At 73.5% G+C, this 22,378-nt stretch carries 21 protein-coding genes and 1 pseudogene; 19 read left to right on the top strand and 3 right to left on the bottom strand.

What is annotated here, in order from left to right; all coding sequences use genetic code 11:
* Positions 1–2: 2 nt before the first annotated feature.
* The 5 genes from lexA to FDA94_RS36345 all read left to right on the top strand — a co-directional run bounded on the left by lexA (position 3) and on the right by FDA94_RS36345 (position 3,673).
* Complete coding sequence (gene lexA, locus FDA94_RS36365; protein WP_212735665.1) at positions 3–668, top strand: transcriptional repressor LexA; 666 nt, start codon at positions 3–5, stop codon at positions 666–668.
* 93 nt (positions 669–761) lie between these two features.
* Complete coding sequence (locus tag FDA94_RS36360) at positions 762–1,187, top strand: VOC family protein (RefSeq protein ID WP_212735667.1); 426 nt, start codon at positions 762–764, stop codon at positions 1,185–1,187.
* 22 nt (positions 1,188–1,209) lie between these two features.
* Positions 1,210–1,617, top strand: coding sequence for a YciI family protein (locus FDA94_RS36355; protein WP_137251577.1), 408 nt, complete (start codon positions 1,210–1,212; stop codon positions 1,615–1,617).
* Positions 1,614–2,759 (top strand): RNA polymerase sigma factor, encoded by a 1,146-nt coding sequence (locus FDA94_RS36350; RefSeq protein ID WP_137251576.1) that lies wholly within the window; start codon positions 1,614–1,616, stop codon positions 2,757–2,759. Before FDA94_RS36355 ends, FDA94_RS36350 begins: the two co-directional genes overlap by 4 nt.
* A gap of 53 nt (positions 2,760–2,812) precedes the next feature.
* Positions 2,813–3,673 (top strand): fumarylacetoacetate hydrolase family protein, encoded by an 861-nt coding sequence (locus tag FDA94_RS36345; protein WP_342778565.1) that lies wholly within the window; start codon positions 2,813–2,815, stop codon positions 3,671–3,673.
* A gap of 52 nt (positions 3,674–3,725) precedes the next feature.
* Here FDA94_RS36345 and FDA94_RS36340 read toward each other — a convergent pair whose 3' ends face one another.
* Positions 3,726–4,031 carry a MiAMP1 family antimicrobial peptide gene (locus FDA94_RS36340; protein WP_137251574.1) on the bottom strand — a complete coding sequence of 102 codons (306 nt, stop codon included), beginning with the start codon at positions 4,029–4,031 and terminating at the stop codon, positions 3,726–3,728.
* 86 nt (positions 4,032–4,117) lie between these two features.
* On the opposite strand from FDA94_RS36340, the gene FDA94_RS36335 reads away from it, so the two are divergent.
* From FDA94_RS36335 to FDA94_RS36270, 14 genes are all read left to right on the top strand, one after another.
* A complete protein-coding gene (locus tag FDA94_RS36335) occupies positions 4,118–5,077 on the top strand; it encodes a D-2-hydroxyacid dehydrogenase family protein (RefSeq protein WP_137251573.1) in 960 nt (319 codons plus the stop codon).
* Between the two features lie 79 nt (positions 5,078–5,156).
* Entirely contained in the window at positions 5,157–5,990 is an 834-nt protein-coding gene (locus FDA94_RS36330; protein ID WP_137251572.1) for a hypothetical protein, read from the top strand.
* Positions 5,991–6,014: 24 nt separating this feature from the next.
* Positions 6,015–6,974 (top strand): dipeptidase, encoded by a 960-nt coding sequence (locus tag FDA94_RS36325; RefSeq protein ID WP_137251571.1) that lies wholly within the window; start codon positions 6,015–6,017, stop codon positions 6,972–6,974.
* 84 nt (positions 6,975–7,058) lie between these two features.
* The gene (locus tag FDA94_RS36320) at positions 7,059–8,408 is read left to right on the top strand and encodes a serine hydrolase domain-containing protein (protein WP_137251570.1); all 1,350 of its coding nucleotides are present in this window, start codon (positions 7,059–7,061) and stop codon (positions 8,406–8,408) included.
* Positions 8,405–10,006, top strand: a complete 1,602-nt coding sequence (locus FDA94_RS36315) for an ABC transporter substrate-binding protein (RefSeq protein ID WP_170991276.1) — start codon at positions 8,405–8,407, stop codon at positions 10,004–10,006. The genes FDA94_RS36320 and FDA94_RS36315 overlap by 4 nt, the downstream gene beginning before the upstream one ends.
* A gap of 2 nt (positions 10,007–10,008) precedes the next feature.
* Positions 10,009–10,983 carry an ABC transporter permease gene (locus FDA94_RS36310; protein WP_137251568.1) on the top strand — a complete coding sequence of 325 codons (975 nt, stop codon included), beginning with the start codon at positions 10,009–10,011 and terminating at the stop codon, positions 10,981–10,983.
* Complete coding sequence (locus FDA94_RS36305; RefSeq protein WP_137251567.1) at positions 10,983–12,785, top strand: dipeptide/oligopeptide/nickel ABC transporter permease/ATP-binding protein; 1,803 nt, start codon at positions 10,983–10,985, stop codon at positions 12,783–12,785. The genes FDA94_RS36310 and FDA94_RS36305 overlap by 1 nt, the downstream gene beginning before the upstream one ends.
* On the top strand, positions 12,782–13,516 hold the full coding sequence (locus tag FDA94_RS36300) for an ABC transporter ATP-binding protein (protein ID WP_137251566.1): 735 nt from the start codon (positions 12,782–12,784) through the stop codon (positions 13,514–13,516). The genes FDA94_RS36305 and FDA94_RS36300 overlap by 4 nt, the downstream gene beginning before the upstream one ends.
* The gene (locus FDA94_RS36295; protein WP_137251565.1) at positions 13,513–14,874 is read left to right on the top strand and encodes a serine hydrolase domain-containing protein; all 1,362 of its coding nucleotides are present in this window, start codon (positions 13,513–13,515) and stop codon (positions 14,872–14,874) included. The genes FDA94_RS36300 and FDA94_RS36295 overlap by 4 nt, the downstream gene beginning before the upstream one ends.
* Positions 14,875–14,876: 2 nt before the next feature.
* Positions 14,877–15,650 (top strand): GNAT family N-acetyltransferase, encoded by a 774-nt coding sequence (locus tag FDA94_RS36290; protein ID WP_137251564.1) that lies wholly within the window; start codon positions 14,877–14,879, stop codon positions 15,648–15,650.
* Positions 15,647–16,771, top strand: coding sequence for an o-succinylbenzoate synthase (menC, locus tag FDA94_RS36285; protein ID WP_137251563.1), 1,125 nt, complete (start codon positions 15,647–15,649; stop codon positions 16,769–16,771). Before FDA94_RS36290 ends, menC begins: the two co-directional genes overlap by 4 nt.
* Before the next feature lie 22 nt (positions 16,772–16,793).
* Positions 16,794–18,404, top strand: a complete 1,611-nt coding sequence (locus FDA94_RS36280) for a PucR family transcriptional regulator (protein ID WP_137251562.1) — start codon at positions 16,794–16,796, stop codon at positions 18,402–18,404.
* 23 nt (positions 18,405–18,427) lie between these two features.
* Complete coding sequence (locus FDA94_RS36275) at positions 18,428–19,579, top strand: DUF6236 family protein (protein ID WP_137251561.1); 1,152 nt, start codon at positions 18,428–18,430, stop codon at positions 19,577–19,579.
* Positions 19,580–19,649: 70 nt separating this feature from the next.
* On the top strand, positions 19,650–21,272 hold the full coding sequence (locus FDA94_RS36270; protein WP_137251560.1) for a serine/threonine-protein kinase: 1,623 nt from the start codon (positions 19,650–19,652) through the stop codon (positions 21,270–21,272).
* Positions 21,273–21,277: 5 nt separating this feature from the next.
* Here the strand turns inward: FDA94_RS36270 and FDA94_RS36265 are convergent, their stop codons facing one another.
* Positions 21,278–21,937 carry a hypothetical protein gene (locus FDA94_RS36265; protein ID WP_137251559.1) on the bottom strand — a complete coding sequence of 220 codons (660 nt, stop codon included), beginning with the start codon at positions 21,935–21,937 and terminating at the stop codon, positions 21,278–21,280.
* A gap of 188 nt (positions 21,938–22,125) precedes the next feature.
* Positions 22,126–22,378 (bottom strand): annotated as a pseudogene (locus FDA94_RS40165) (hypothetical protein); the annotation flags it as partial.

The raw sequence follows: 22,378 nt of genomic DNA, 5'->3' as shown, positions 1-22,378 counted from the left end.
CGATGTCGCAGGTGACCGCCTACGACGACGACCTGTTCGAGCACCTCGACACCTCGGCCCTGCCGCCGCGCCAGCAGCGGATCCTGGCCACGATCCACGACTGGGTGGTGCGGCACGGATATCCGCCGAGCACCCGCGAGATCGGTGCGGCGGTCGGCCTGCGGTCGGCGTCGGCGGTGTCGCGCCATCTGCGGAGCCTGGAGGAGCACGGGTTCCTGCGCCGGGGCACGGCGATGAGCCGGCCGATGGACGTGCGGGTGTTCCTGCGCGGGCCGGCGGCGCGACCGGCCGCCGACCTGGTGAGCGTGCCCGTCGTGGGTGACATCGCGGCGGGGGTGCCGATCCCGGCCGAGCAGTACGTCGACGACGCGCTGACCCTTCCGCGCGACCTGACCGGGCGGGGCACCGTCTTCGGGCTGCGGGTGCGGGGCGACTCGATGGTCGAGGCGGCCATCTGCGACGGCGACATCGTCATCGTGCGGCAGCAGCCCGAGGCGCACTCGGGGCAGATCGTCGCGGCGATGATCGACGGTGAGGCGACCGTCAAGGTGTTCCGGCGGCGCGGCGGGCACGTCGTGCTCGAACCGCGCAACCCCGCCTACGCCGACATCGACGGCGACGAGGCCGTGGTGCTGGGCGTCGTCGTGTCGGTGCTGCGGAGCGTCTGAGAAAGATTTTTCCGCGGTGATGTCGAGAACGCGGCGGCGGCTCCGTCCCCGGTTCACCTACGGAGAAGGAGAACCACCATGACCGTCCAGCGGATGGACAACGTCGCGATCGTCGTCGAGGACCTGGAGGGCGCCATCGCGTTCTTCACCGAGCTCGGGCTGGTGCTCGACGGCCGGGCCCGGATCGAGGGGCCGTGGGCCGACCGGACCGTCGGGCTCGACGGGGTGCGCAGCGACATCGCGGTGATGCGGACCCCCGACGGCCACGGCGGGCTGGAGCTGACCAAGTACCACGCCCCGGCGGTGGTCGGCCCCGATCCGGGCGCCGTCCCGCCCAACACGCGGGGGATGCACCGCGTCATGTTCGCCGTCACCGACATCGACGACGTCGTCGCGCGGCTGGGCAAGCACGGCGCCGAGCTCGTCGGCGACCTGGTGCGCTACGAGGACAGCTACCGGCTGTGCTACCTGCGCGGCCCCGAGGGGATCATCGTCGCCCTGGCCGAGCAGCTCGGCTGACCCACCCCTGAGGAGACCGGAAATGGCCAAGTATCTGCTGCTCAAGCACTACCGGGGCGCGCCGGCGTCGGTCAACGACGTGTCGATGGACCAGTGGACGCCCGAGGAGGTCGCCGCGCACGTCCAGTACATGGTCGACTTCGCCGCCCGGCTGGAGGAGACCGGCGAGTTCGTCGACAGTCAGGGACTGTCGCCCGAGGGGCGGTTCGTCCGCTACGACGGCGAGGGGCGGCCGCCGGTCGTCGACGGGCCGTTCGCCGAGACCAAGGACCTGATCGCCGGCTGGATGGTGATCGACGTCGAATCGCAGGAGCGGGCCTACGAGCTGGCCGCCGAGCTGTCGGCGGCGCCGGGAGCGGGCGGGCGGCCGATCCACGAGTGGCTGGAGGTGCGCCCGTTCCTGACCGCGCACTCGCGGGTGTTCGATTGAACGAGTCGCTGCTGCGGGAGCTGGTGCCCGCGGTGATCGGGGTGCTCGTCCGCCGCGGAGCCGACTTCGCGGCGGCCGAGGACGCCGTGCAGGACGCCCTGGTCGAGGCGGTGCGGGCCGGCGGGGAGGAGCAGCCGCGCGACCCCAAGGGGTGGCTGATCACCGTGGCGTGGCGCAAGTTCCTCGACGCCGCTCGCGCCGAGTCCTCCCGGCGCGGCCGCGAGGTCCGGGCCGAGAGCGAACCGGAGCCCGGCCCGGCCGAGTCGGCCGACGACACGCTGCGCCTGTACTTCCTGTGCGCGCACCCCTCGCTGACCCCGGCGTCGGCGGTGGCGCTGACGCTGCGCGCGGTCGGGGGCCTGACCACCCGCCAGATCGCGCAGGCCTACCTGGTGCCCGAGTCGACGATGGCGCAGCGCATCAGCCGGGCCAAGCGGACCGTGGCGGGGGTGCGGTTCAACCGGCCCGGCGACGTCGCGACGGTGCTGCGGGTGCTCTACCTGGTCTTCAATGAGGGCTATTCGGGCGACGTCGACCTGGCGGCCGAGGCGATCAGGCTCACCCGGCAGCTGGCCGCCATGACGCGCCACGAGGAGGTCGCCGGGCTGCTCGCGCTGATGCTGCTGCACCACGCCCGCCGCCCGGCCCGCACCACCCCCGACGGCAGGCTGGTGCCGCTGGCCGAGCAGGACCGCGGCCGGTGGGACACCCGCATGATCGCCGAAGGCGTCGAGGTGCTCCAGGCGGCGCTGGCGCGCGACCGGCTGGGTGAGTTCCAGGCCCAGGCCGCCATCGCCGCCCTGCACGCCGACGCCCCGGCCGCCGAGGAGACCGATTGGGTGCAGATCGTCGAGTGGTACGACGAACTGGTGCGCCTGACCGGCAACCCGGTGGCCCGCCTCAACCGCGCCGTCGCGGTCGGCGAGGCCGACGGCGCGCGGGCCGGCCTGGCGGCGCTGGCCGAGCTCGACCCCGCGCTGCCCCGCCACACCGCCGCCGCGGCCTACCTGCACGAACGCGCCGGCGACGCGGCGACGGCGGCCCGCCTGTACGCCGAGGCCGCCCGCCAGGCCACCAGCCTCCCCGAACGCGACCACCTCACGCGGCAGGCCGCCCGCCTCAACGCCCACCTGCGCGGATGATCAAGGGGGTCGCGGGCGTGGATAGGGTGGGGTCCGTCCCTTAAGGACGATTCGTGAGGAACAGCACCATGGAATTCTTCCGCCACGGCCCCGCCGGGTCCGAGCGCCCCGCCGTCCGCCACGAGGGCCGCGACTACGACCTGACGCCGCTCACCGCCGACATCGACGGCCCTTTCCTGGCCGACGACGGCATCGAGCGCACGGCCGCCGCGCTGGCCGCCGGGGAGCTGCCCGAGATCGACACGGCCGGCCGGCGGATCGGCCCGCCGGTCGCGCGCCCGCCGGCGGTGGTGTGCATCGGCATGAACTACGCCGCCCACGCGGCCGAGTCGGGCGCCGCGCCGCCGCCGTACCCGATCGTGTTCCTCAAGCACCCGGGCTGCGTGGTCGGCCCGGACGACGACGTGATCCTGCCGCCGAACTCGGCCAAGACCGACTGGGAGGTCGAGCTGGCCGTCGTCATGAAGGGCACCCCCCGCTACCTCGACGACCCGTCGCAGGCCCTGGACTACGTGGCCGGGTACGCCCTGTCGAACGACCTGTCGGAGCGGGCCTTCCAGCTGGAGGAGTCGGGCGGCCAGTGGTCCAAGGGCAAGTGCGCCGAGACGTTCAACCCGCTCGGGCCGGTGCTGCGGCCGGCCGCCGAGCTCGACCCCGCCAAGCTGCGGCTGCGGTCGTGGGTGAACGGCGAGATCCGGCAGGACTCCAGCACCGCCGACATGGTGTTCTCCGTCGCCGAGATCATCCACCACCTGAGCCACTACATGCTGCTGATGCCGGGCGACGTGATCAGCACCGGCACCCCCGAGGGCGTGGCCCTGTCGGGCCGCTTCCCCTACCTGAAGGTCGGCGACGTGGTCACGATGGAGATCGAGGGCCTCGGACGCCAGGAACAGGTGGTCGTCGCCTACTGACGCCCGGCCGGGCCGCCGGTGAAAGCGGCCCGGCAGGCGTGGTCACTCCACGTCAGCAGACGATGAAGATGCTCTTCCAGCCGACCGGCGTGACCTGCTCGGCGTTGCGGTTGCTGTCGAGCGTGAAGTGGGCCGTGCCCTCGGCGTTGGGCTGGTTGTACATCCGGCCGCTCTGTCCGGTGCCGTACCACTTGTAGGAGCCGCCGAAGGGGATGTTCGAGGTGCCGCACGCGGTGAGGGCGACGCTCCGGCCGGAGAAGCCGGGGCCCTCGTAGGCGACGTACACCGAGGCGTGGGCGATCCCGGCGGTACCGGCGATGACGGCGGCGAGCGCGGAGGTGAGGATGATCCTCTTCACAGGTGTCCTTCCGTGGAGTTGCGTTCCGTGACCATCCTGGAACGTTCCGTGTCCATGATCGAGTACGCCGCGCGTACAGTGACCACATGAAGATCGTCATTTTGGACGACTATCAGCACGTCGCCCGGCAGCTGGGCCCCTTCGACACCCTGACGGGCGACGAGATCGTCGTCCTGCACGAGCACGTCGCCGCCCTCGACGACCTGGCCGTGGCGCTGGGCGGCGCGCAGGTCGTCGTCGCGATGCGGGAGCGCACCCCCTTCCGCGCCGAGACCTTCGCCCGGCTGCCCGACCTGCGGCTGCTGGTGACCACCGGCATGGCCAACGCGTCGATCGACCTGGAAGCCGCCGCCGCCCGCGGCGTCACCGTCACCGGCACCGCCGCGACCGGTTCGGCCAAGAGCTCCAACACCGCCGAGCTGACCTGGGCGCTGATCCTGGCCTGCCGCCGCCATGTCGTCACCGAGGACCGGGCGCTGCGCGAGGGCCGCTGGCAGACCACCGTCGGCACCGACCTGGCCGGCACCACCCTGGGCGTGCTCGGGCTGGGCCGCCTGGGCGCCCAGGTGGCGCGCATCGGCCAGGCCTTCGACATGCGGGTGATCGCCTGGAGCCGGAACCTCACCCCCGAACGGGCCGCCGAGGCGGGCGCGAGGTGGGTGCCCAAGGACGAACTGTTCGCCGCGAGCGACGTGCTGACCGTCCATCTCAAGCTGAGCGACCGCACCACCGGGCTGGTCGGCGCGGCCGAACTGGCCGCCATGAAACCGACCTCGATCCTGGTCAACACCTCGCGCGGCCCGATCGTCGACCGCGACGCGCTGGTCGCCGCGCTCACCGCCGGCACGATCGCCGGGGCCGGGCTGGACGTCTACGACACCGAACCGCTCCCGCCCGGCGACCCCCTGCGGCAGGCGCCCGGCACGGTGCTGCTGCCGCACCTGGGGTATGTCACCGAGGCCGGCTACCGATCCATGTACGCGCAGGTCGTCGAGGACATCGCCGCCTGGAAGGCCGGTTCGCCGATCCGCGTGCTGACCCCCTGACCTACGGCGCGGGGCGTACCGCGCGACACCTCCCGGCGCCGATGAACGGGGCCGGGGCCGGTCCGTAGAGTCCGGCCCCATGATCCCCTTCCTGCAGACGCCACTGGCGCTCGCCCTGTCCTCGCTCCTCGCGCTCGGCTCCCCGGCGGGCACCCCCGGTCCGCGCCCCCACGACTACCTCGGCACGTGGAACTACGACCAGCCCGACCGCGCGACCCAGCGGAACATCGCGGTCATCGGGGCCACCCCGCCGATCCACGTCCCGCAGATCGGCGACATCGTCTTCACCCGCACCGGCGCCGCGATCACCGGCCGGACCGACCAGGGCTGCACGTGGACGTTCGCGGTGCGCCCCGCCTCGCTGGAGCTCGACCCGCCCGCGCAGCAGTGCTTCAACCGGGTCATCGGGTCGGCGTACACGATCACGAAATGGTCGGTGACCGTCGCGGGCGACCACGCGCGGGAGAGCATCGAGGCCGTCAGCCACCAGCCGACCGGCGACTACTCCTTCCGCCTCGACGACGGCCGCCGCACCCGCGCGGCGGCGGGATCGGGGGCGCGGTTCACCGGCGCGTGGCGGTACGACCCGGCCGACCCGCAGACCCGGGTGAACATCGTCACCACCCGCCACACCGCGCCCGACCGGGTCACCCAGTCGCCCCGGCAGGGCACCGTCACCTTCACCGGGCGCCGGGGCGTCGTGACGGCCCGGACCGGCGACGGCTGCGCGTGGCGGCTGACCGCGCGCGGCAACACCGCCAAGCTCGACCCGGCCGGGCAGACCTGCGGCGGCACCACGCTGACGTTCTGGACGGTCGCGAGCGACGGCCGCCGCCAGGCGTCGGTCCAGGCCGGGACCGGCCCGGACGGCGGGACCTTCCTGCTCAGCGTCGGAGCGCTGACCAGGTGGTGAGGGGCGCGTAGCAGGATGGGGCGCATGACTTCAGCCCGCGCCTTCTGGGAACAGCACACCTGCCTGCCCCTCACCCTCGACGCCGACGTCGGCGACCTGCTGCGCTACCGCCGCCCCGGCGGGGCCTACGTGAGCGTCAACGTCGGCTACGCGCCGCACTCCCGGGAGGACGCGCTGGCCTACATCGGCCACTTCACCCGGGCGATCGAGGCCCACCCCGAGCTGGAGCTGGCCACCACCGTCGGGGAGATCGACGCGGCGGTGCCCGGCGACCGGATCGTGGTGGCCTTCGACCTGGAGGACTCCGCGCCGCTGGCCGGCGACCTGGACATGGTGGAGGTCTTCTACGGGCTGGGGGTCAAGTCGCTGCTGCCCAGCTACAACAACGGCAACGCCGCCGGGGGCGGCTGCCTGGACGCCGTCGACTCCGGGCTGACCGCCTACGGGCGCGACCTGGTGCGGCGGATGAACGAGGTCGGCATGCTGGTCGACGGGTCGCACTGCGGCACCCGTACCGGACTGGACCTGTCGGAGGTCTCCGCGCGGCCGATGATCTACTCCCATTCGGCCATGCGCGGGGTGTGGGACCACGCCCGCAACATCACCGACGAGCAGGCCCGCGAGTGCGCCGCGACCGGCGGCGTCATCGGCATCCCCGGCGTCGGCATCTTCCTCGGCCCCAACACCGCCACCCTGGACGCCTTCGTCGCCCACATCGACTACGCCGTCGAGCTGGTCGGGCCCGAACACGTGGGGATCGGCAGCGACTACTCCTTCGACGCCGACACCATCATGGAGGACCTGGCCGAGAACCCGGAGCTGTTCCCCGAGGAGTACACCCGGTGGGGGACGATCCGGTTCGTCGAGCCGGAGACGACGCTGCTCATCGAGCGGGAGCTGGTGGGGCGCGGCTATCCGGAGGAGAGCGTGCGCGGCATCCTGGGCGGCAACTTCCGGCGGGTGGCCGCCCAGGTCTGGCAGTAGAGTTGTCCGATCGGACAACAGCGGCCGGTTCGGGTTGTGCGATCGGCTGAGCACGGCGGGCGGCAAGCGATCTAGCCTCAGCACATGACGACGCCGGAACGCTGGCTCGACGAGCACCTGGCCCCGATCCTGGCCGACCGCGGAGTGCCGGGCGCCTCGGTCGCCGTGCTGAGCGAGGGCCGGGTGGTCACCGCCGCCGCCGGGGTGCTCAGCACCGCCACCGGCGTCGAGGCCACCCCCGACTCGGTCTTCCAGATCGGGTCGATCACCAAGCTGTGGACCAGCGCGCTGGTCATGCAGCTCGTCGACGAGGGCCTGGTCGACCTGGACGCGCCGGTGCGCGCCTACCTGCCCGAGTTCGCGGCGGGCGACCCGGCGATCACCACCCGGCAGCTGCTCTGCCACGTCGCCGGGTTCGAGGGCGACATCTTCACCGACACCGGCCGGGGCGAGGACGCCGTCGAGCGCTACGTCGCCTCCATCCGGGACATCCCGCAGCTGTTCGCGCCCGGTGAGGTGTTCTCGTACAACAACACCGGGTTCGTCGTCCTCGGCCGTCTGGTCGAGGTCCTGCGCGGCGAGCCGTTCGACCGGGCGCTGGCCGGACGGCTCGCCGCGCCTCTGGGGCTCACCCACGTCTCGCCGAGCCCCTACGAGGCGATCCTGCACCGGGCCGCCGTCGGGCACCTGCCCGGCGAGGGCGGCCCGGTCCCTACCCCGACGTGGGCGCTGGCCCGCTCGAACGCGCCCGCCGGGTCGATGCTCGCGATGACCGCGCGCGACCTGGTCGGCTTCGCCGCCATGCACCTGGCCGACGGCGCGGGCCTGCTCAAACCGGGCACGGTGGCGGCGATGTGGCGGCCGCAGGTGCGGCTGCCCCGGCTCGGCACCATGCCCGGCGCGTGGGGGCTGGGCTGGGAGCTGGAGGAGCATGACGGGCGGGCCGTCGTCGGCCACGACGGCGGCACCATCGGCCAGGCCGCCTTCCTGCGGCTCGTGCCCGACCGCGGCGTCGCCGTCGCGCTGCTGACCAACGGCGGCGACGTCCTGGGCGCCTACGCCGACGTCGTCGGGCACCTGCTGGAGGAGCTGGCAGGCGTCACGCTGCCGGCCCGCCCGACGCCGCCCGCCGCACCCGAACCGATCGACCCGGCGCCCTACCTCGGCGTGTACGCCGACACGATCTACGACATCACCGTCAGCCAGGACGCCGAGGGCGCGATCTGGCTCGACCGGGTCCCCAAGGACGTCATCGCCGAGATCGGGGAGAAGCCCCTGCGGACCCGGCTGGTGCACCTGGAGGGCGACTCGCTGATCGCGCTGGAGCCGATCCACGGCGTCCATCCCGTCTTCGCCTTCGTCGGACGCGACGCATCGGGGCTCGCGAAGCACATCCACTACGGCCGTGTGGTCTCGAGAAAAGGAACGCCATGACGCGCATGAGGGCACTCGCGGCACTCGCCCTGACCGGTACCGTCGGCCTGGCCGGCTGCGGCGGCCAGTCACCCGGCCCCACCCCCGGCGGGGCCGCCGGGACGACCGGCTCCGGCTACGCCGACGGGAAGACGTTCACCCTGAACATCGCCGCCGACCCCGGCGCCCTCGACCCGCAGGGCGCGGCGACGAGCTTCCTGTTCGCCCTGACGCAGTACGCCTACGACAACCTCGTCGCGGTCGGGGCCGACGGCTCCATCCAGCCGCAGCTGGCCGGCGCGTGGACCGCCGAGGGAACCACCCTCACCTTCGACATCAAGAGCGGCGTCACCTGCGCCGACGGCGCGCCGTTCACCGCCCAGACCGTGGTCGACAACATCGCCTACGTGACCGACCCGGAGAACAAGAGCCCGTTCCTGGGCGTGTTCATCCCGGTCGGCGCGACCGCCACGGCGGCGGGCGCCAAGGTCACCGTGAAGCTGCCCGCGCCCGCGCCGTTCGCGCTGAACGCGTTCGCGAACCTGCCGATGGTGTGCGACGCCGGGATGAAGAACCGGGCGAGCCTCAAGGCCGCCACGAACGGCACCGGGCCGTACACGCTGGTGGAGGCGGTGCCGTCCGACCACTACACCTACCAGCTGCGTGAGGGCTACACCTGGGGTCCCGGCGGCGCGACCACGGCCGAGCCGGGGATGCCGGCCAAGGTCGTCGTCAAGATCGTCGCGAACGAGACCACCGCCGCCAACCAGCTGCTCGCCGGGGCCGCCAACGCCGTCCAGATCACCGGCGCCGACGCCGGCCGCCTGGCGGGCGCGGGCCTGAAGTCGGTCGGCACGCAGGCGCTCATCGGCCAGCAGTGGTACAACCACGCCGACGGGCACGCCACCGCCGACCCGGCCGTGCGGCTGGCGCTGACCCGGGCGGTCGACCTCAAGCAGCTGCAGGCCGCCATCACCTCGGGCCAGGGCGCCGACGCCACCCAGCTGGCCGTCCTGGCGCCGACCGGCTGCACCGGCGACGCCGTCTCCGGGCACCTGCCGACCTTCGACGCCGCCGCCGCAGGGGCCGCCCTCGACGCGGCCGGGTGGGTGAAGGGCGCCGACGGCGTCCGCGCCAAGGGCGGCGAACGCCTGTCGGTCTCGCTGCTGTACGACAGCGCGCTCGGCAGCGCCGGCAGCGGCGCGGCCGAACTGGCCGTCGCGGCCTGGAAGGCGGTCGGCGCCGACGCCAAGGCCGTCCAGCAGAACCAGACGCAGCTGTCCGGCGTGATCTTCGGCACCGGCGCCTGGGACGTCGCCTGGGTGCCGCTCAACGTCAGCACCCCCGACCAGGTCATGCCGTTCGTGTCCGGCCCGGCCGCGCCCAAGGGGACCAACTTCGCCGGCATCGACAACGCCGACTACCTCGCCGCCGCCAAGCGGGCGATGGCCGCCACCGGCGCCGAAGGCTGCGCCGACTGGTTCGCCGCCGAGCAGGCCCTCTACAAGGCCGCCGACGTGGTGCCCTTCGCCAACAACGTCATCCCGACCTTCCTCAAGGGCGCGGAGCTGTCCATCGTCGGCAGCATCGTCCCGACCAGCATCCGGATGCTCGGCTGAGCATGAAGACCCCGACGGTCGGCCCGAAGGCCGGCAGGTGGCCGCGCTTCGCGCTCCGGCGCGCGGGGCGGCTGCTGGCCTCGCTGTGGGTGCTGGTGACCGCCGCGTTCCTGATGATCCACCTGGTGCCCGGCGACCCGGTGCGGGCGGCGCTCGGCCCGACCGCCCCCGCCGACCTGGTGCTCGCCCACAAGGAGGAACTCGGCCTGCTCGACCCGCTGTGGGAGCAGTACGTGACCTTCCTCGGCCATCTGCTCCAGGGCGACCTGGGGGTGTCGATCGCCACCCGGCTCCCGGTGGGTGAGGTGATCGCCCAGCAGCTGCCCGCCACGGCCGGGCTCGCCCTCCTGGCGTTCGTGCTGGCGGTGGCGGTCGCGGTGCCCGTCGGCGTGGTGATGGCGGTGCTCACCCGCCGGGGCCGGGGGCGGCGCACGGAACTGGCGTTCACCGGCACGAACGTCGTGGTGAGCGCGATCCCCGACTTCCTGCTCGGCGTCGGGCTCGTCTACCTGCTGGCCGTGCAGACGCAGGTGTTCCCGGTGGCCGGGCGGGCCGGCGCCGACTCCTACGTGCTGCCGGTGCTGGCCCTGGCGATCGGCCCGGCGGCGGTGCTGTCGCGCATCGTCCGGGTGGAGATGCTCGCGGTCATGGAGGCCGACTACGTCCGGACGGCGCGGGCCAAGCGGCTCACCCCCGTGCGGGTGCACGTCGTGCACGCGCTGCCGAACGCGGTGACCGCGACCCTGACGATCGGCGGGCTGGCGCTGAGCTCGCTGGTGGCCGGGACGGTGCTGGTGGAGAACGTGTTCGCCTGGCCGGGGCTCGGCTCCTCCATCGTCTCCTCGATCGTCGCCAAGGACTATCCGCTGGTCCAGGGCACCGTCCTGGTCTACGGCGTCGGCGTCCTGCTGATCAACACGCTCGTCGACGTGGCGCTCGCGCTGCTCGACCCCCGCTCGGCGATCGGAGAGGCCTGATGAGGGCGCTGCGCAGGCCCGTCGGCCTGACCGGGCTGGCGCTGCTCGCCCTGGTGCTGGCGGCCGCCGCGTTCGGGCCGGTGCTGTGGGGGGAGCGCGCCACCGCCGTCGACACCGCGAACCTGCTGGCCGGCCCGTCGGCCGAGCACTGGATCGGCACCGACAACCTCGGCCGCGACCTGTTCGCCCGGGTGCTGGTGGCCGCCCGGCTCTCGATCCTGCTGGCGCTGGCCGCCACCGCGATCAGCATGGTGCTCGGGTTCCTGCTCGGGGCCGCGCCGATGCTGGCCGGGCGGCGGATCGGCCGGCTCATCACCGCGGCCGTCAACGTCCTGGTGGCCTTCCCCGGGCTGCTGCTGGTGCTGTTCTTCGCCGTCGTCTTCGGCGTCGGCGCGCGCGGGGCCGCGCTCGCGGTGGGCCTGGCCGGAGCGCCCGCCTTCGCCCGGCTGTGCCACACGCTCATCGCCGGGGTCTCCGAGCGCGACTACGTCGCGGCGGCCCGCATCGCCGGGGTCGGGCGGGTGCGGATGCTGCTGCGGCACGTGCTGCCGAACATCGCCGAGCCGGTCATCGTGTACGCGACGATGGCGGCCGGCGCCGTGCTGCTCACCTTCGCGGGGCTGTCGTTCCTGGGGCTGGGGGTGCAGGCCCCGGACTACGACTGGGGCAAGCTCATGCAGGACGGCCTCAACGGGATCTACGTCCACCCGCTGGCCGCGCTCGGCCCCGGCATCGCCGTCGTGCTGGCCGGGCTGGCCTTCAACCTCACGGGCGAGGCGTTCGCGGCGGGGCCGCGCCGCACCCACGTCCTGCCCGGAGGCGGGCGGTCCGCGCCCGCCGCCGCGCCCGCCGCGAACACGGTCCTGTCGGCCGACGACCTGACGGTGACCATCCCCGGACCGAACGGCCCGATCCACGCCGTGCGCGGGGTCACCTTCACCGTCGGCGACGGCGAGGCCGTCGGGGTGGTCGGCGAGTCGGGGTCGGGCAAGTCCGTGACGGCGCTGGCGGTGGCCGGGCTCCTGGAGCCGCCGATCCGCGTCGAGGCCGGCCACCTGGTCGTCGCGGGGGAGGACCTGCTGGCCCCCGGAGCCCACCGGCGGCTGGGCACCGCGCTCGCGGTCGTCTTCCAGGACCCTATGACGACGTTCAACCCGGCCCACCGCGTCGGGCCGCAGTTGGCCGAGGTCAGCCGCTTCCACCAGGGGATGGGCCGCAAGGCGGCCTTCGCGCGGGCGGTCGACCGGCTGCGCGCGGTCCGGATCGGCGACCCCGCCCGGCGGGCCCGCCAGTACCCGTTCGAGTTCTCCGGCGGCATGCGGCAGCGGGCGATGATCGGGATGGGCCTCATGGGCGACCCCCGGCTCATCGTCGCCGACGAGCCGACCACCGCCCTGGACGTCACCGTGCAGCGGCAGGTGCTCGAACTGCTCGCCGACGTCCGCCGCGACACCGGCGCCGCCCTGCTGCTGATCAGCCACGACGTGTCGGTGGTGACCGACGTGTGCGACCGCGTCCTGGTCATGTACGCCGGCCGCGTCGTGGAGGAGCTGCCCGCCAAGGACCTGCGGGCGCTGGCGCGCCATCCGTACACGCGGGCGCTGGTCGCCGCCGTGCCGGACATGGACACCGACCTCGACCGGCCGCTGGCCGTCATCCCCGGGCTGCCCGTCGACCCCGTCGACGTGCCCGCCGGATGCGCGTTCGCGCCCCGCTGCCCGCTCGCCGACGACCACTGCCGCACCGTCGCGCCGCCGCTGCTGGACGGCGTGGCCTGCCACAAGGCCGGGGAGGCCCCGTGAGCGCGCTCACCTTCGACCAGGTCTCGGTACGGTACGGCGCGCACACCGTGCTGCACGAGGTCAGCCTGGAGGTCGGCGCGGGCCAGACCGTCGGCCTGGTCGGCGAGTCGGGCTGCGGCAAGTCGACCCTCGCCCGCGCCGCCGTCGGCCTGGCCCCCCTCACCTCCGGCACGATCCTGCTCGACGGCCGGCCGGTCCCCACCCGGGGGCGCCGCCCGGTGCAGATGGTCTTCCAGGACCCCTACTCCTCCCTGGACCCCCGCATGACCGTGGGGGAGAGCATCGCCGAGGCGCTGCCCGGCCGCCCCGGCCGCGCCGCCCGCCGGCAGGAGATCGCCCGGCTGCTCGCCCTTGTCCACCTCGACCCGTCCAAGGCCGGCGACCTGCCCGGCCAGCTGTCCGGCGGGCAGCGGCAGCGGGTCGCGCTGGCCCGCGCGCTCGCCGCCCGGCCCCGGGTGATCCTCGCCGACGAGATCACCTCCGCGCTCGACGTGTCGGTGCAGGGCGCGGTGCTCAACCTCATCCGCGACATGCGCCGCGACCTCGGCCTGTCGATGCTGTTCATCTCGCACAACCTGGCCGTCGTCCGGTACGTCGCCGACCACGTCGCGGTGCTGCACGCCGGGCGGATCGTCGAACACGGCCCCACCGCCCGGGTGCTCGGCGACCCCCGCCACGACTACACCCGCCACCTGCTCGCCTCCGCCCACCCTCTGAAGGAGCACACGTGAACCAGGCCCACTGGCAGCACCGCCTCGACGAACTCGCCGCCAAACACGGTGTGCCCGGCGCCCAGCTGGGCATCCTGCGCGGCGAGGACCTGCTGACCCTCGCCACCGGCGTGCTGCACGTCGGGACCGGCCAGCCCGCCGCCACCGACTCCGTCTGGCAGATCGGCTCGATCTCCAAGGTGTGGACGGCCACCGTCATCATGCAGCTGATCGACGAGGGCCGGTTCACGCTGCGGACCCCCGTCGCCGAGGTGCTGCCGGAGTTCCGGCTCCGCGACCCCGAGACCACCGCCGCCGTCACCGTCTGGCACCTGCTCACCCACACCAGCGGCATCGACGGCGACCTGTTCACCGACACCGGCCGCGGCGACGACGCCCTGGAGAAGTACGTCGCCCTGCTGGCCGACTCCGCGCGCAACCACCCGATCGGCGCCACCTGGTCGTACTGCAACGCCGGCTACTCGGTGCTCGGCCGGATCATCGAGGTCGCCACCGGCCAGACGTGGGACCAGGCGATCAGGGAGAAGCTGTTCACCCCGCTCGGCCTGACCCGCACCACGACCCTGCCCGAGGACGCGATGGTCTTCGGCCACGCGATGGGCCACGTCAAGGGCGGCGACGAGCCCGTGGTCGCGCCCGTGTGGGGGCTGCCGCGCGCGGTCGGCCCGGCCGGGCTCATCACCTCGACCGTCGCCGAGGTGCTCGCCTTCGCCCGCATGCACCTGCGCGGCGGGCTCGCCGCCGACGGCACCCGGGTGCTGTCGGCCGAGAGCGCGGCGGCGATGTCGGCCTACCAGACCGACTGCCCCGAGAAGCGGCTGCTCGGCGACTCGTGGGGGCTGGGCTGGTTCCGCTGCGACTGGCACGGCCACCGCGCCTACGGCCACGACGGCAACACCATCGGCCAGGCGGCGTTCCTGCGCGTGCTGCCCGAGGCCGGCGTCGCGGTCGCGCTGCTCACCAACGGCGGCCACACGCACGACCTGTACGTCGACCTGTACGACGAGATCTTCGCCGAGCTCACCGGCGTCCGGCTGCCCGAGCCGTTCGAACCCCCGGCCGAGCCGATCACCACCGACCTGGCCCCCTACGCCGGGACCTACGAGCGCGAGTCGGTCCGCATGGAGGTGTTCGACGACGACGGCAAGCCGACCCTGCGCACCATCCTGACCGGCCCGCTCGCCGGGCTGGAGGACGACCCCGTGCAGACGTACGAGATGACCCCGGTCGAGCCCGGCCTGTACGCGGTCCGCCCCGAAGGCATGGAGACGTGGGTGCCGGTGACGTTCTACTCCCTGCCGACCGGCGAGGAGTACGTCCACTACGGCGCCCGCGCGACCCCGAAGAAGCTCGGCTGACCGTGCTCTCCGACCACCTCGACGCGGCCCGGGACGCCACCGACCGGGCCCGCAAGGCCGGCGTGGAGATCCGGGAACTCCACGACCTGCCGCAGACCCACGCCATGATCGACCTGCTGGTGGAGATCTGGGGCCGCCCGCTGATCACCGTGGAGTTCCTCCGCGCCCTGACCCGGGCCGGCAACTACGCCGCCGGCGCCTACGACGGAGACCGGCTCGTCGGCGTCGCCATCGGCTTCCACGAGGAACCGGCGGCCCGCACCCTGCACAGCCACGTCGCCGGGGTGGCGCCGGGCCTGGGGGGCCGCGGCGTCGGCGCCGCGCTCAAACTCCACCAGCGGGCCTGGGCGCTGACCCGCGGCATCCCGACGATCGAGTGGACCTTCGACCCGCTGGTCAGCCGCAACGCCTATTTCAACATCGTCAAACTGGGGGCGCTGCCGGTGGAGTACCTCCCGAACTTCTACGGCGCCATGCACGACGCGATCAACGGCGCCGACGACACCGACCGCCTGCTGATGCGCTGGAACCTGCTGTCCCCGAGGGTCGTCGCCGCCTGCTCCGGCGCGCCCTTCGACCGCCCGGCCGGCGGCCCGTCCAGCCGCCGCGTCGCCGCCCCCGACGACATCGAGGCGCTGCGCGCCGCCGACCCGGCCGCCGCCGTAGCCTGGCGGCGGCGCCTCCGCGACGAACTGGCGCCGCTGATGACCTCCGGAGGCCGCGTCGTCGACTTCGACCGCGACCTCGGCTACCTCGTCGACCTGGAGACCCCATGAAGCTGCGCGGAATCGAACTGCGCCGTGTCTCGATGCCGCTCGTGGCACCGTTCCGCACCTCGTTCGGCACCCAGACCGAACGCGACATCCTGCTGGTGAAGGCGGTGACCGACGACGCCGAAGGGTGGGGGGAGTGCGTCGCGCTGACCGACCCGCTCTACTCGCCCGAGTACGTCGACTCCCAGCAGGACGTGCTGCGCCGCTTCCTGCTGCCCCGGCTCGCCTCGCCGGAGGGGACGGCCGCGATCGGGCGGTCGGGCGCGGCGGCCGTCGCGGGGGCGCTGCACGCGTACAAGGGACACCGCATGGCCAAGGCCGCCGTGGAGATGGCGATCCTGGACGCCGAACTGCGCGCCCTGGGCCGCTCCTTCGGCCGCGAGCTCGGCGCCGTCGCCGACCGCGTGCCCAGCGGCGTCTCGGTCGGCATCCACGACTCCATCCCGGCGCTGCTGGCGGCCGTCGAGGGCTACCTCGACCAGGGCTACGCCCGGATCAAACTGAAGATCGAACCCGGCTGGGACGTCGCCCCGGTGGCCGCCGTCCGCGACCGGTTCGGCGGCGACGTGCTCCTCCAGGTCGACGCCAACACCGCCTACACCCTGCGCGACGCCCGCCACCTGGCCAAGCTCGACGCGTTCGACCTGCTGCTGATCGAGCAGCCGCTGGAGGAGGAGGACGTCCTGGGCCACGCCGCGCTGGCCCGGCAGCTGGCCACGCCGATCTGCCTCGACGAGTCGGTCGTGTCGGCGCAGACCGCCGCCGCGGCGATCACCCTCGGAGCGTGCCAGATCATCAACATCAAGCCCGGCCGGGTCGGCGGCTACCTGGAGGCCAGGAAGATCCACGACCTGGCCGCCGCCCACGGCGTCGCGGTCTGGTGCGGCGGCATGGTGGAGACCGGCATCGGCCGCGCCGCCAACATCGCCCTGGCCGCGCTGCCCGGCTTCACCCTGCCCGGCGACGTGTCGGCCTCCGACCGCTTCTACCGGACCGACATCACCGAGCCGATCGTCCTCGTGGACGGTCACGTCGCGGTCCCCACCGGCCCCGGCCTGGGCGTCGCCCCCATCCCCGACCTGCTGGAGCGGGTGACGACCTCGGTGGAGTGGATCGCCTTCTGAGGTGCGCGCCTATACTCCGGGCGTGAGTCAGCGACCGCGAGCGAGCCTCGGCCGCGTCCTCGACGACCTGGGCTCCACCCTCCTGGAACTCGTCGACGGCGACGTCGACCACCCCGAGGGCATCAGCGCCCTGGTCATCTTCGACCCGCTCGACGAACCCGTGCTCGCCCCCCGCTCGCTGGTGCTGGGCGTCGGCGTCGACCCCGCCGCCGGCAGCCTGCCCGCGCTGCTGCGCTCCCTCGGCGGCCACGACACCGTGGCCCTGGTGGTCCGGGCCCCGGTCGCGCTCACCCCGGAGGTGCGGGCGGCCGTCCAGGAGAGCGGCGTGGCCCTGATCGGCCTGCGCCGGGGCGCCACCTGGGCGCAGCTGACCGCGCTCATCCGCGCGATGCTGGCCGAGGGCGACATCGGCGTCACCGGCCACGAGTCGCTGGGCGGTCTCCCGTCGGGCGACCTGTTCGCCGTCGCCAACGCCGTGGCCGCGCTCCTGGACGCCCCCATCACCATCGAAGACCGCAGCTCCCGCGTGCTGGCCTTCTCGGGCCGCCAGGACGAGGCCGACCCCTCCCGCGTGGAGACCGTCATCGGCCGCCAGGTCCCCGAACGGTACGCCAACCGCCTGACCGAACTCGGCGTCTTCCGCGACCTCTACCGCTACCAGGCCCCCGTCGTCGTCAAACCCCAGGACCTCGGCTACGACGAGACCACCGTGCAGCGCGTCGCCATCGCCGTCCGCGCCGGCGACGAGGTCCTCGGCTCCATCTGGGCCGCCATGGACGGCGAGGTCGACCGCGAACGCACCCAGGCGCTGCTCGACGCCTCCAAGCTGGTCGCCCTCCACCTGCTGCGCCTGCGCGCCGGCGCCGACGTCCAGCGCCGGCTGCGCACCGACCTGATCGGCACGGTTTTGGAAGGTGGCGCCGGAGCCCGCGACGCCCTCGGCCGCCTCGGCCTGTCGGCCCGCCGCCTCGTCATCGTGAGCGCCGGCCTGCTGCCCGGCCACCCGCACGCCGACCTCGAACGCCTGGCCGACGCCCTGTCGGTCCACCTGTCGGCGACCGTCCCCTCCTCGGCCGTGGCCGCCGTCGGCGGCACCGTCTACGGCCTGCTCCCGGTCGTCGTTACGACCGGCAGCCCCGAACAGCGCGCGGCCCGGCTGGCCGCCGACTTCGTCGACCGCGTCGACGGCAACCTGCACGCCATCGTCGCCGTCGCCCCGGCCGGATCGGACATCAGCGGCATCGTCCACGGTAAGACCCAGGCCGACCGCGTCCTGCGGGTGATGCGCGAAGGCCACACGGGCCTGCGGGTGGCCCAGCTCGACGACGTCCAGACCCTCGCGCTGGTCCTCGAACTGCGCGACCTGGCCGCCGCCCGCGACGAACGGCCCGGGGGCGCGATCGCCCGGCTGATGGAGTACGACGAACGCAACAACGCGGGCCTCGTCGAGACGCTGGAGGCGTGGCTGGACGCGCTGGGCGACGTCGCCAAGGCGGCCGGCGCCCTGTTCATCCACCCGAACACACTGCGCTATCGCCTCCGGCGCGTCACCGAGGTCGGCGAGATCGACCTCACCGACCCGGAACAGCGGTTCGCGGCGATGCTCCAACTCCGCATCCTGGCCCCCCGCTGAGCCAGACGCCTCATCATGAACGCATGAACAGCTGGTTCGGCCTCTACTACCCGCACGTGCATATCCGCGACGCCGGATGGCTGAAGACCGTTTCCCTGTATCTGGACGGCCTCTACCGCTTCGAAGACGCCTCGGCCTTCGATTCGCTGCCGAGAATCGGCCGCACCGAACTGGCACTGGTCGGCGAGGGATTCCTGAAGTCGGTCACGCCGCCACGCGCCGCCGTGGAACAGGCGGCCGATCGGTTCGCCGCGGCCCTGGCCGAGATCGACCTGACCCGCTTCGAGGCGCCACCCGAGATGGATCCCCGAGCGATGATCAGGCCTGACGAGCTCGACCAGACGCTGGCGCGCTGGAAGATCGCGCCATCACTCGCCGATCTGCTCCTCGAGACGTCGACCGCGCGGGCGGCCGGAGAGGGGCGGCTGACGATCGATCCCGTGCTGGCACACGCCTATCTGCTCATTCTGGGCACGGAGCTCGCTCCGGAACTGGGCGCCGTCCCCCTCGCCGACGACGCTTTCGGACAGGCGGCCATCGGGGTCAGCGCGAGGAGGCTGCTCACCGGGCTGACCGGAAACGCGCCACGCTCAGCCGCAGAGGAGAGGCGGACCTTGCTCCTCGATCTCGCGATCACCGCCGCGTACCCGCGCGACCTGCGGGATCTGCCCGTTCACCGGATCATCGACTTCAGGGAGCGTTACGCCGCCGAACGGGTGAGATTCCGGCGGGCGCTCGACAGCCTGATCGAAGAAGCCCGGCACCTCGATGGGATCGCCGAACCACAGATCCTGGCCGACCACCTCAGAGTCTGCTACGAGACCCAGGTCGCACCGGCTGTCAGAGAACTGGACAAAGCGATGCGCGGACTGCGGATCGACACCGTTCTCGGCACGATCAACGTCCAGGCGGCCGCCCCGGCCGCCGTCACCGGTTCACTGGCGCTGATGGCGCTGCAGCCGTCTGCGACCGCCGCCGTCGTCCTCGGCGCGGGCGGGCTCGCCATCGGTGTGTGGGCCTCGGCGAGATCCGCGCGCAGGCAGCGCGGCGCGACCCTCGCGGCCTCGCCCTACAGCTACCTCTTCCACCTTCACCACGACCTCGCACCCAGCGCCGTCGTGCGGCTGGCGTATCGAAGCGCGACCAGGTTCTCCGACGGAGATTCCCGCCAGTAGACCCCGCTTCACGATTCGGCTGTGGCAGGGTGTCGGACATGACCGACAGAAACGAGTCCACCCTTCCGCGGTGAACGCGCCCTCCCTCTTCGACCAGGCGTCCCGGCTCCGGGATCTCCCCGCCGAGGTCGACGACGACGAAGCCTTCGCCGACGGGACGCCGGCCACCGTGGCGGCCCTGCTGTACGACCACTTCACCGGCGACGACCGGTCCTTTCAGGCCCTGCACGACCGCCTCGCCGCGGTGCGGATACGCCTCTGGATGATCGAGCCGGCGCTGCTTCCCCCGCTCGACCCCGATGTCGCCCGGGAGACGGGCCGCCGGCTGGTCCGCCGCTCCACCAGCGTCGTGGCGGCGACGGTCGGGCTCCGGCTGCTGGCCGGGCGGGCCTCGCCCGAGGACGTCCCGGTCATCCGGACCGTCGGCCTGCTGTCCCCGCTCACCCCGGCGGCGATCGACGTGCTGGAGACGATTCCCGGCGCGGCGGCCGACCTGGTGTGGCTGGCCGAGCGGGCCGCGCCGCACCACCTCGACCGGGCGGTCGCCGCGCTGTGCCGCGTGCGCGACCCGGCCACCTTCGCGTGGCTGCTGCGGAGGGCGACCGACTCCCGTGGCGGCGAGGTCGCCCAGGCGGTGTCACTGGCCGACCTGCTCGAAGGCGACGGGGTCGCCGACGCGGTCGTGGTCCACGCCGGACGGTTGCTGCGGGAGCAGATCGGCTTCCGCTACTCCACCGTCCGGATCGACGAGTTCCCCGACGCCTGCCGGACCCTCACGGCGTTCGCCGCACGGGCCGAGACCGCCGGACCGGTGCTCGATCTGCTGGCCTCGGCCATCGCCCTGGCCGACGACCTGCGTACCGGCCCCACCGGCTGCCTTCCCTGGCCGCCCGGCGACAGGGCGGCCACGCTCGCCCGGCTCGAACGGCTCATCGCGTCGCCGCGCTGGGCTCCCGTCATCGCCGAGGCGGCGCGCTCCGCCGACCCGCTCACGCGGTGGCGGGCGGAGTGGGCGGCCAGGGCCGTGTCACCGGTGCCCGTGCCGTCCGGGCTGGGGGTGTACGTCGTCGTGCCCGACCCGGCGCGCGGCGAGAGGGCCGAGACCCGGCTGCTGGTCGACGGGCTGCCGGTCGTGGCCGAAGGCTTCCGTTCCGGACCGCCGGAGGCACCGGAACGCCTGCTCCCCGCGTTGCGGGCCGTGAAAGAGCCGCGCGAGGTGCGGCTGGCCGAGGCGTGGTGCATCGAAGGGTGCTGCGGAGCCCTCCACGTCACGATCGTCCGCGAGGGGGACACGGTCGTGTGGCGCGACTGGCGGGGGCACCGTCCGGGCGCCGCGCTGACGACCTTCCGCTTCCGGGCCGAGGAGTACGACCGGGCGCTCGATGGGGCCGTACAGGACGAAGGGTGGAAGTGGCCCGCCCGCACGCTGGCCGACCGGCTGGCGCGCCGCCTCGGCGACGACCCCGGCCTGCTCGGACGCTGGGAGTGCGAGATCGACGGCGTGCACGCCGCGCACGACAGGATCGAGGTGGTCTTCTGGCAGCGCGGACGGCCCCGGATCCAGTTCGGATGGACCGTCCCGGTCGACGAGACCGATCTCGACGGTCAGGTCACCCGCATCGTCGACCGGCTGCGCGGCCACGACCCCAGAGGCGAGGCCGAACGCCTCGGCTTCACCTGGCCCGAGGAGTGAACCGGTCAGCCGTGCGGCGTGCACCACTCGACGTGCAGTTCGGCCCACGCATGACGACGGTCGGTGTGAGGCCTGGAGCCGATGCCGATCTCGGCGCAGCAGTGGGCCCCCGGGTTCTGCGCGCGGTGCGCCGGGCCCTCTTCGACCAGGTCGCGGACCTCGCCCAGCTGTTCTTCGAAGGCGGGGCGGCTGCCGGTCAGGAACAGGGTGTCCGCCGCGACGTCCCAGCGGAGATGGTCGCGGAACTCGCGATGGCGGGAACGGCGGTGATCGACGGACGGCCGCCACGCGGTCGGCGGGAGCGAGACCCGGTGCGGGCGTCCGGCCCCCAGCCGGGCCCGGACCTGCTTCCACCGCGAGGCCGGGAACCCCAGCCGATGGTGGAGCAGCACCAGGTCGAGCAGCCGCTCCCGGTTGGCCGAGCCCGCCGGGCGGGCCTGGCGCAGCGGCAGGTAGACGAGGCTGTTCGGCGACCGGGCGGCCAGCCCCCAGGCCATCGCGACCGTCAGGGCCGTCGCGCGGTCGACGCTCAGCTCCAGGCCCCACGTCCGTTCCCAGAGCATCCCGTGGCGGGAGGCCCGCGCCGGCCGGACGACGCGGTAGGTCTCCCGGCCGAGCCGGACCTCGCTGACCAGCGTCGGCCAGGTCTGCTGCGACAGTCTCACGCGAAGCAGGGTAGAAGGCGGCACAGCCGCGTGCCGACCGGTTTTCCCCGGTATGAGACGATGCCCCGGAAAAGGCGACGACGGACGAGGAAACCGGTGTGAATCCGGTGTGAGCGACTCCCGAACGCGCCACTGCCCGCAAGGGCGAAGGCCCGGCCGCCGGGGCCGGCCGGTGTGGCCGGCGTTCGTCAACGACGGCCACGCCACCGCCGACGTGGCGGACTGGATCCGCGCGGGCGGCCCGGGTCTGGCGCCGCTGCCCCCGATCCTGGAACCGCACCGCTTCGGCCCGCCCCGCCGCTGAGACGGTTCACCGCCTCGACGACCGGGGCCGCGCCGTCCTCCGACGAGACGCCGGCCGCGAGCGCCTCGGCGTGCCGCCGGTAGGCCGGGTCGGTGAGCGCGGCGGTGAGCGCGGCGGCTAGCCGCGCGGGGGTCAGG

This window comes from Herbidospora galbida, from assembly GCF_005233835.1.
Taxonomy (GTDB): Bacteria; Actinomycetota; Actinomycetes; order Streptosporangiales; family Streptosporangiaceae; genus Herbidospora; species Herbidospora galbida.
Note: the sequence above shows the minus strand (reverse complement) of the source record. Positions and strands in the feature narration are given on the sequence as shown.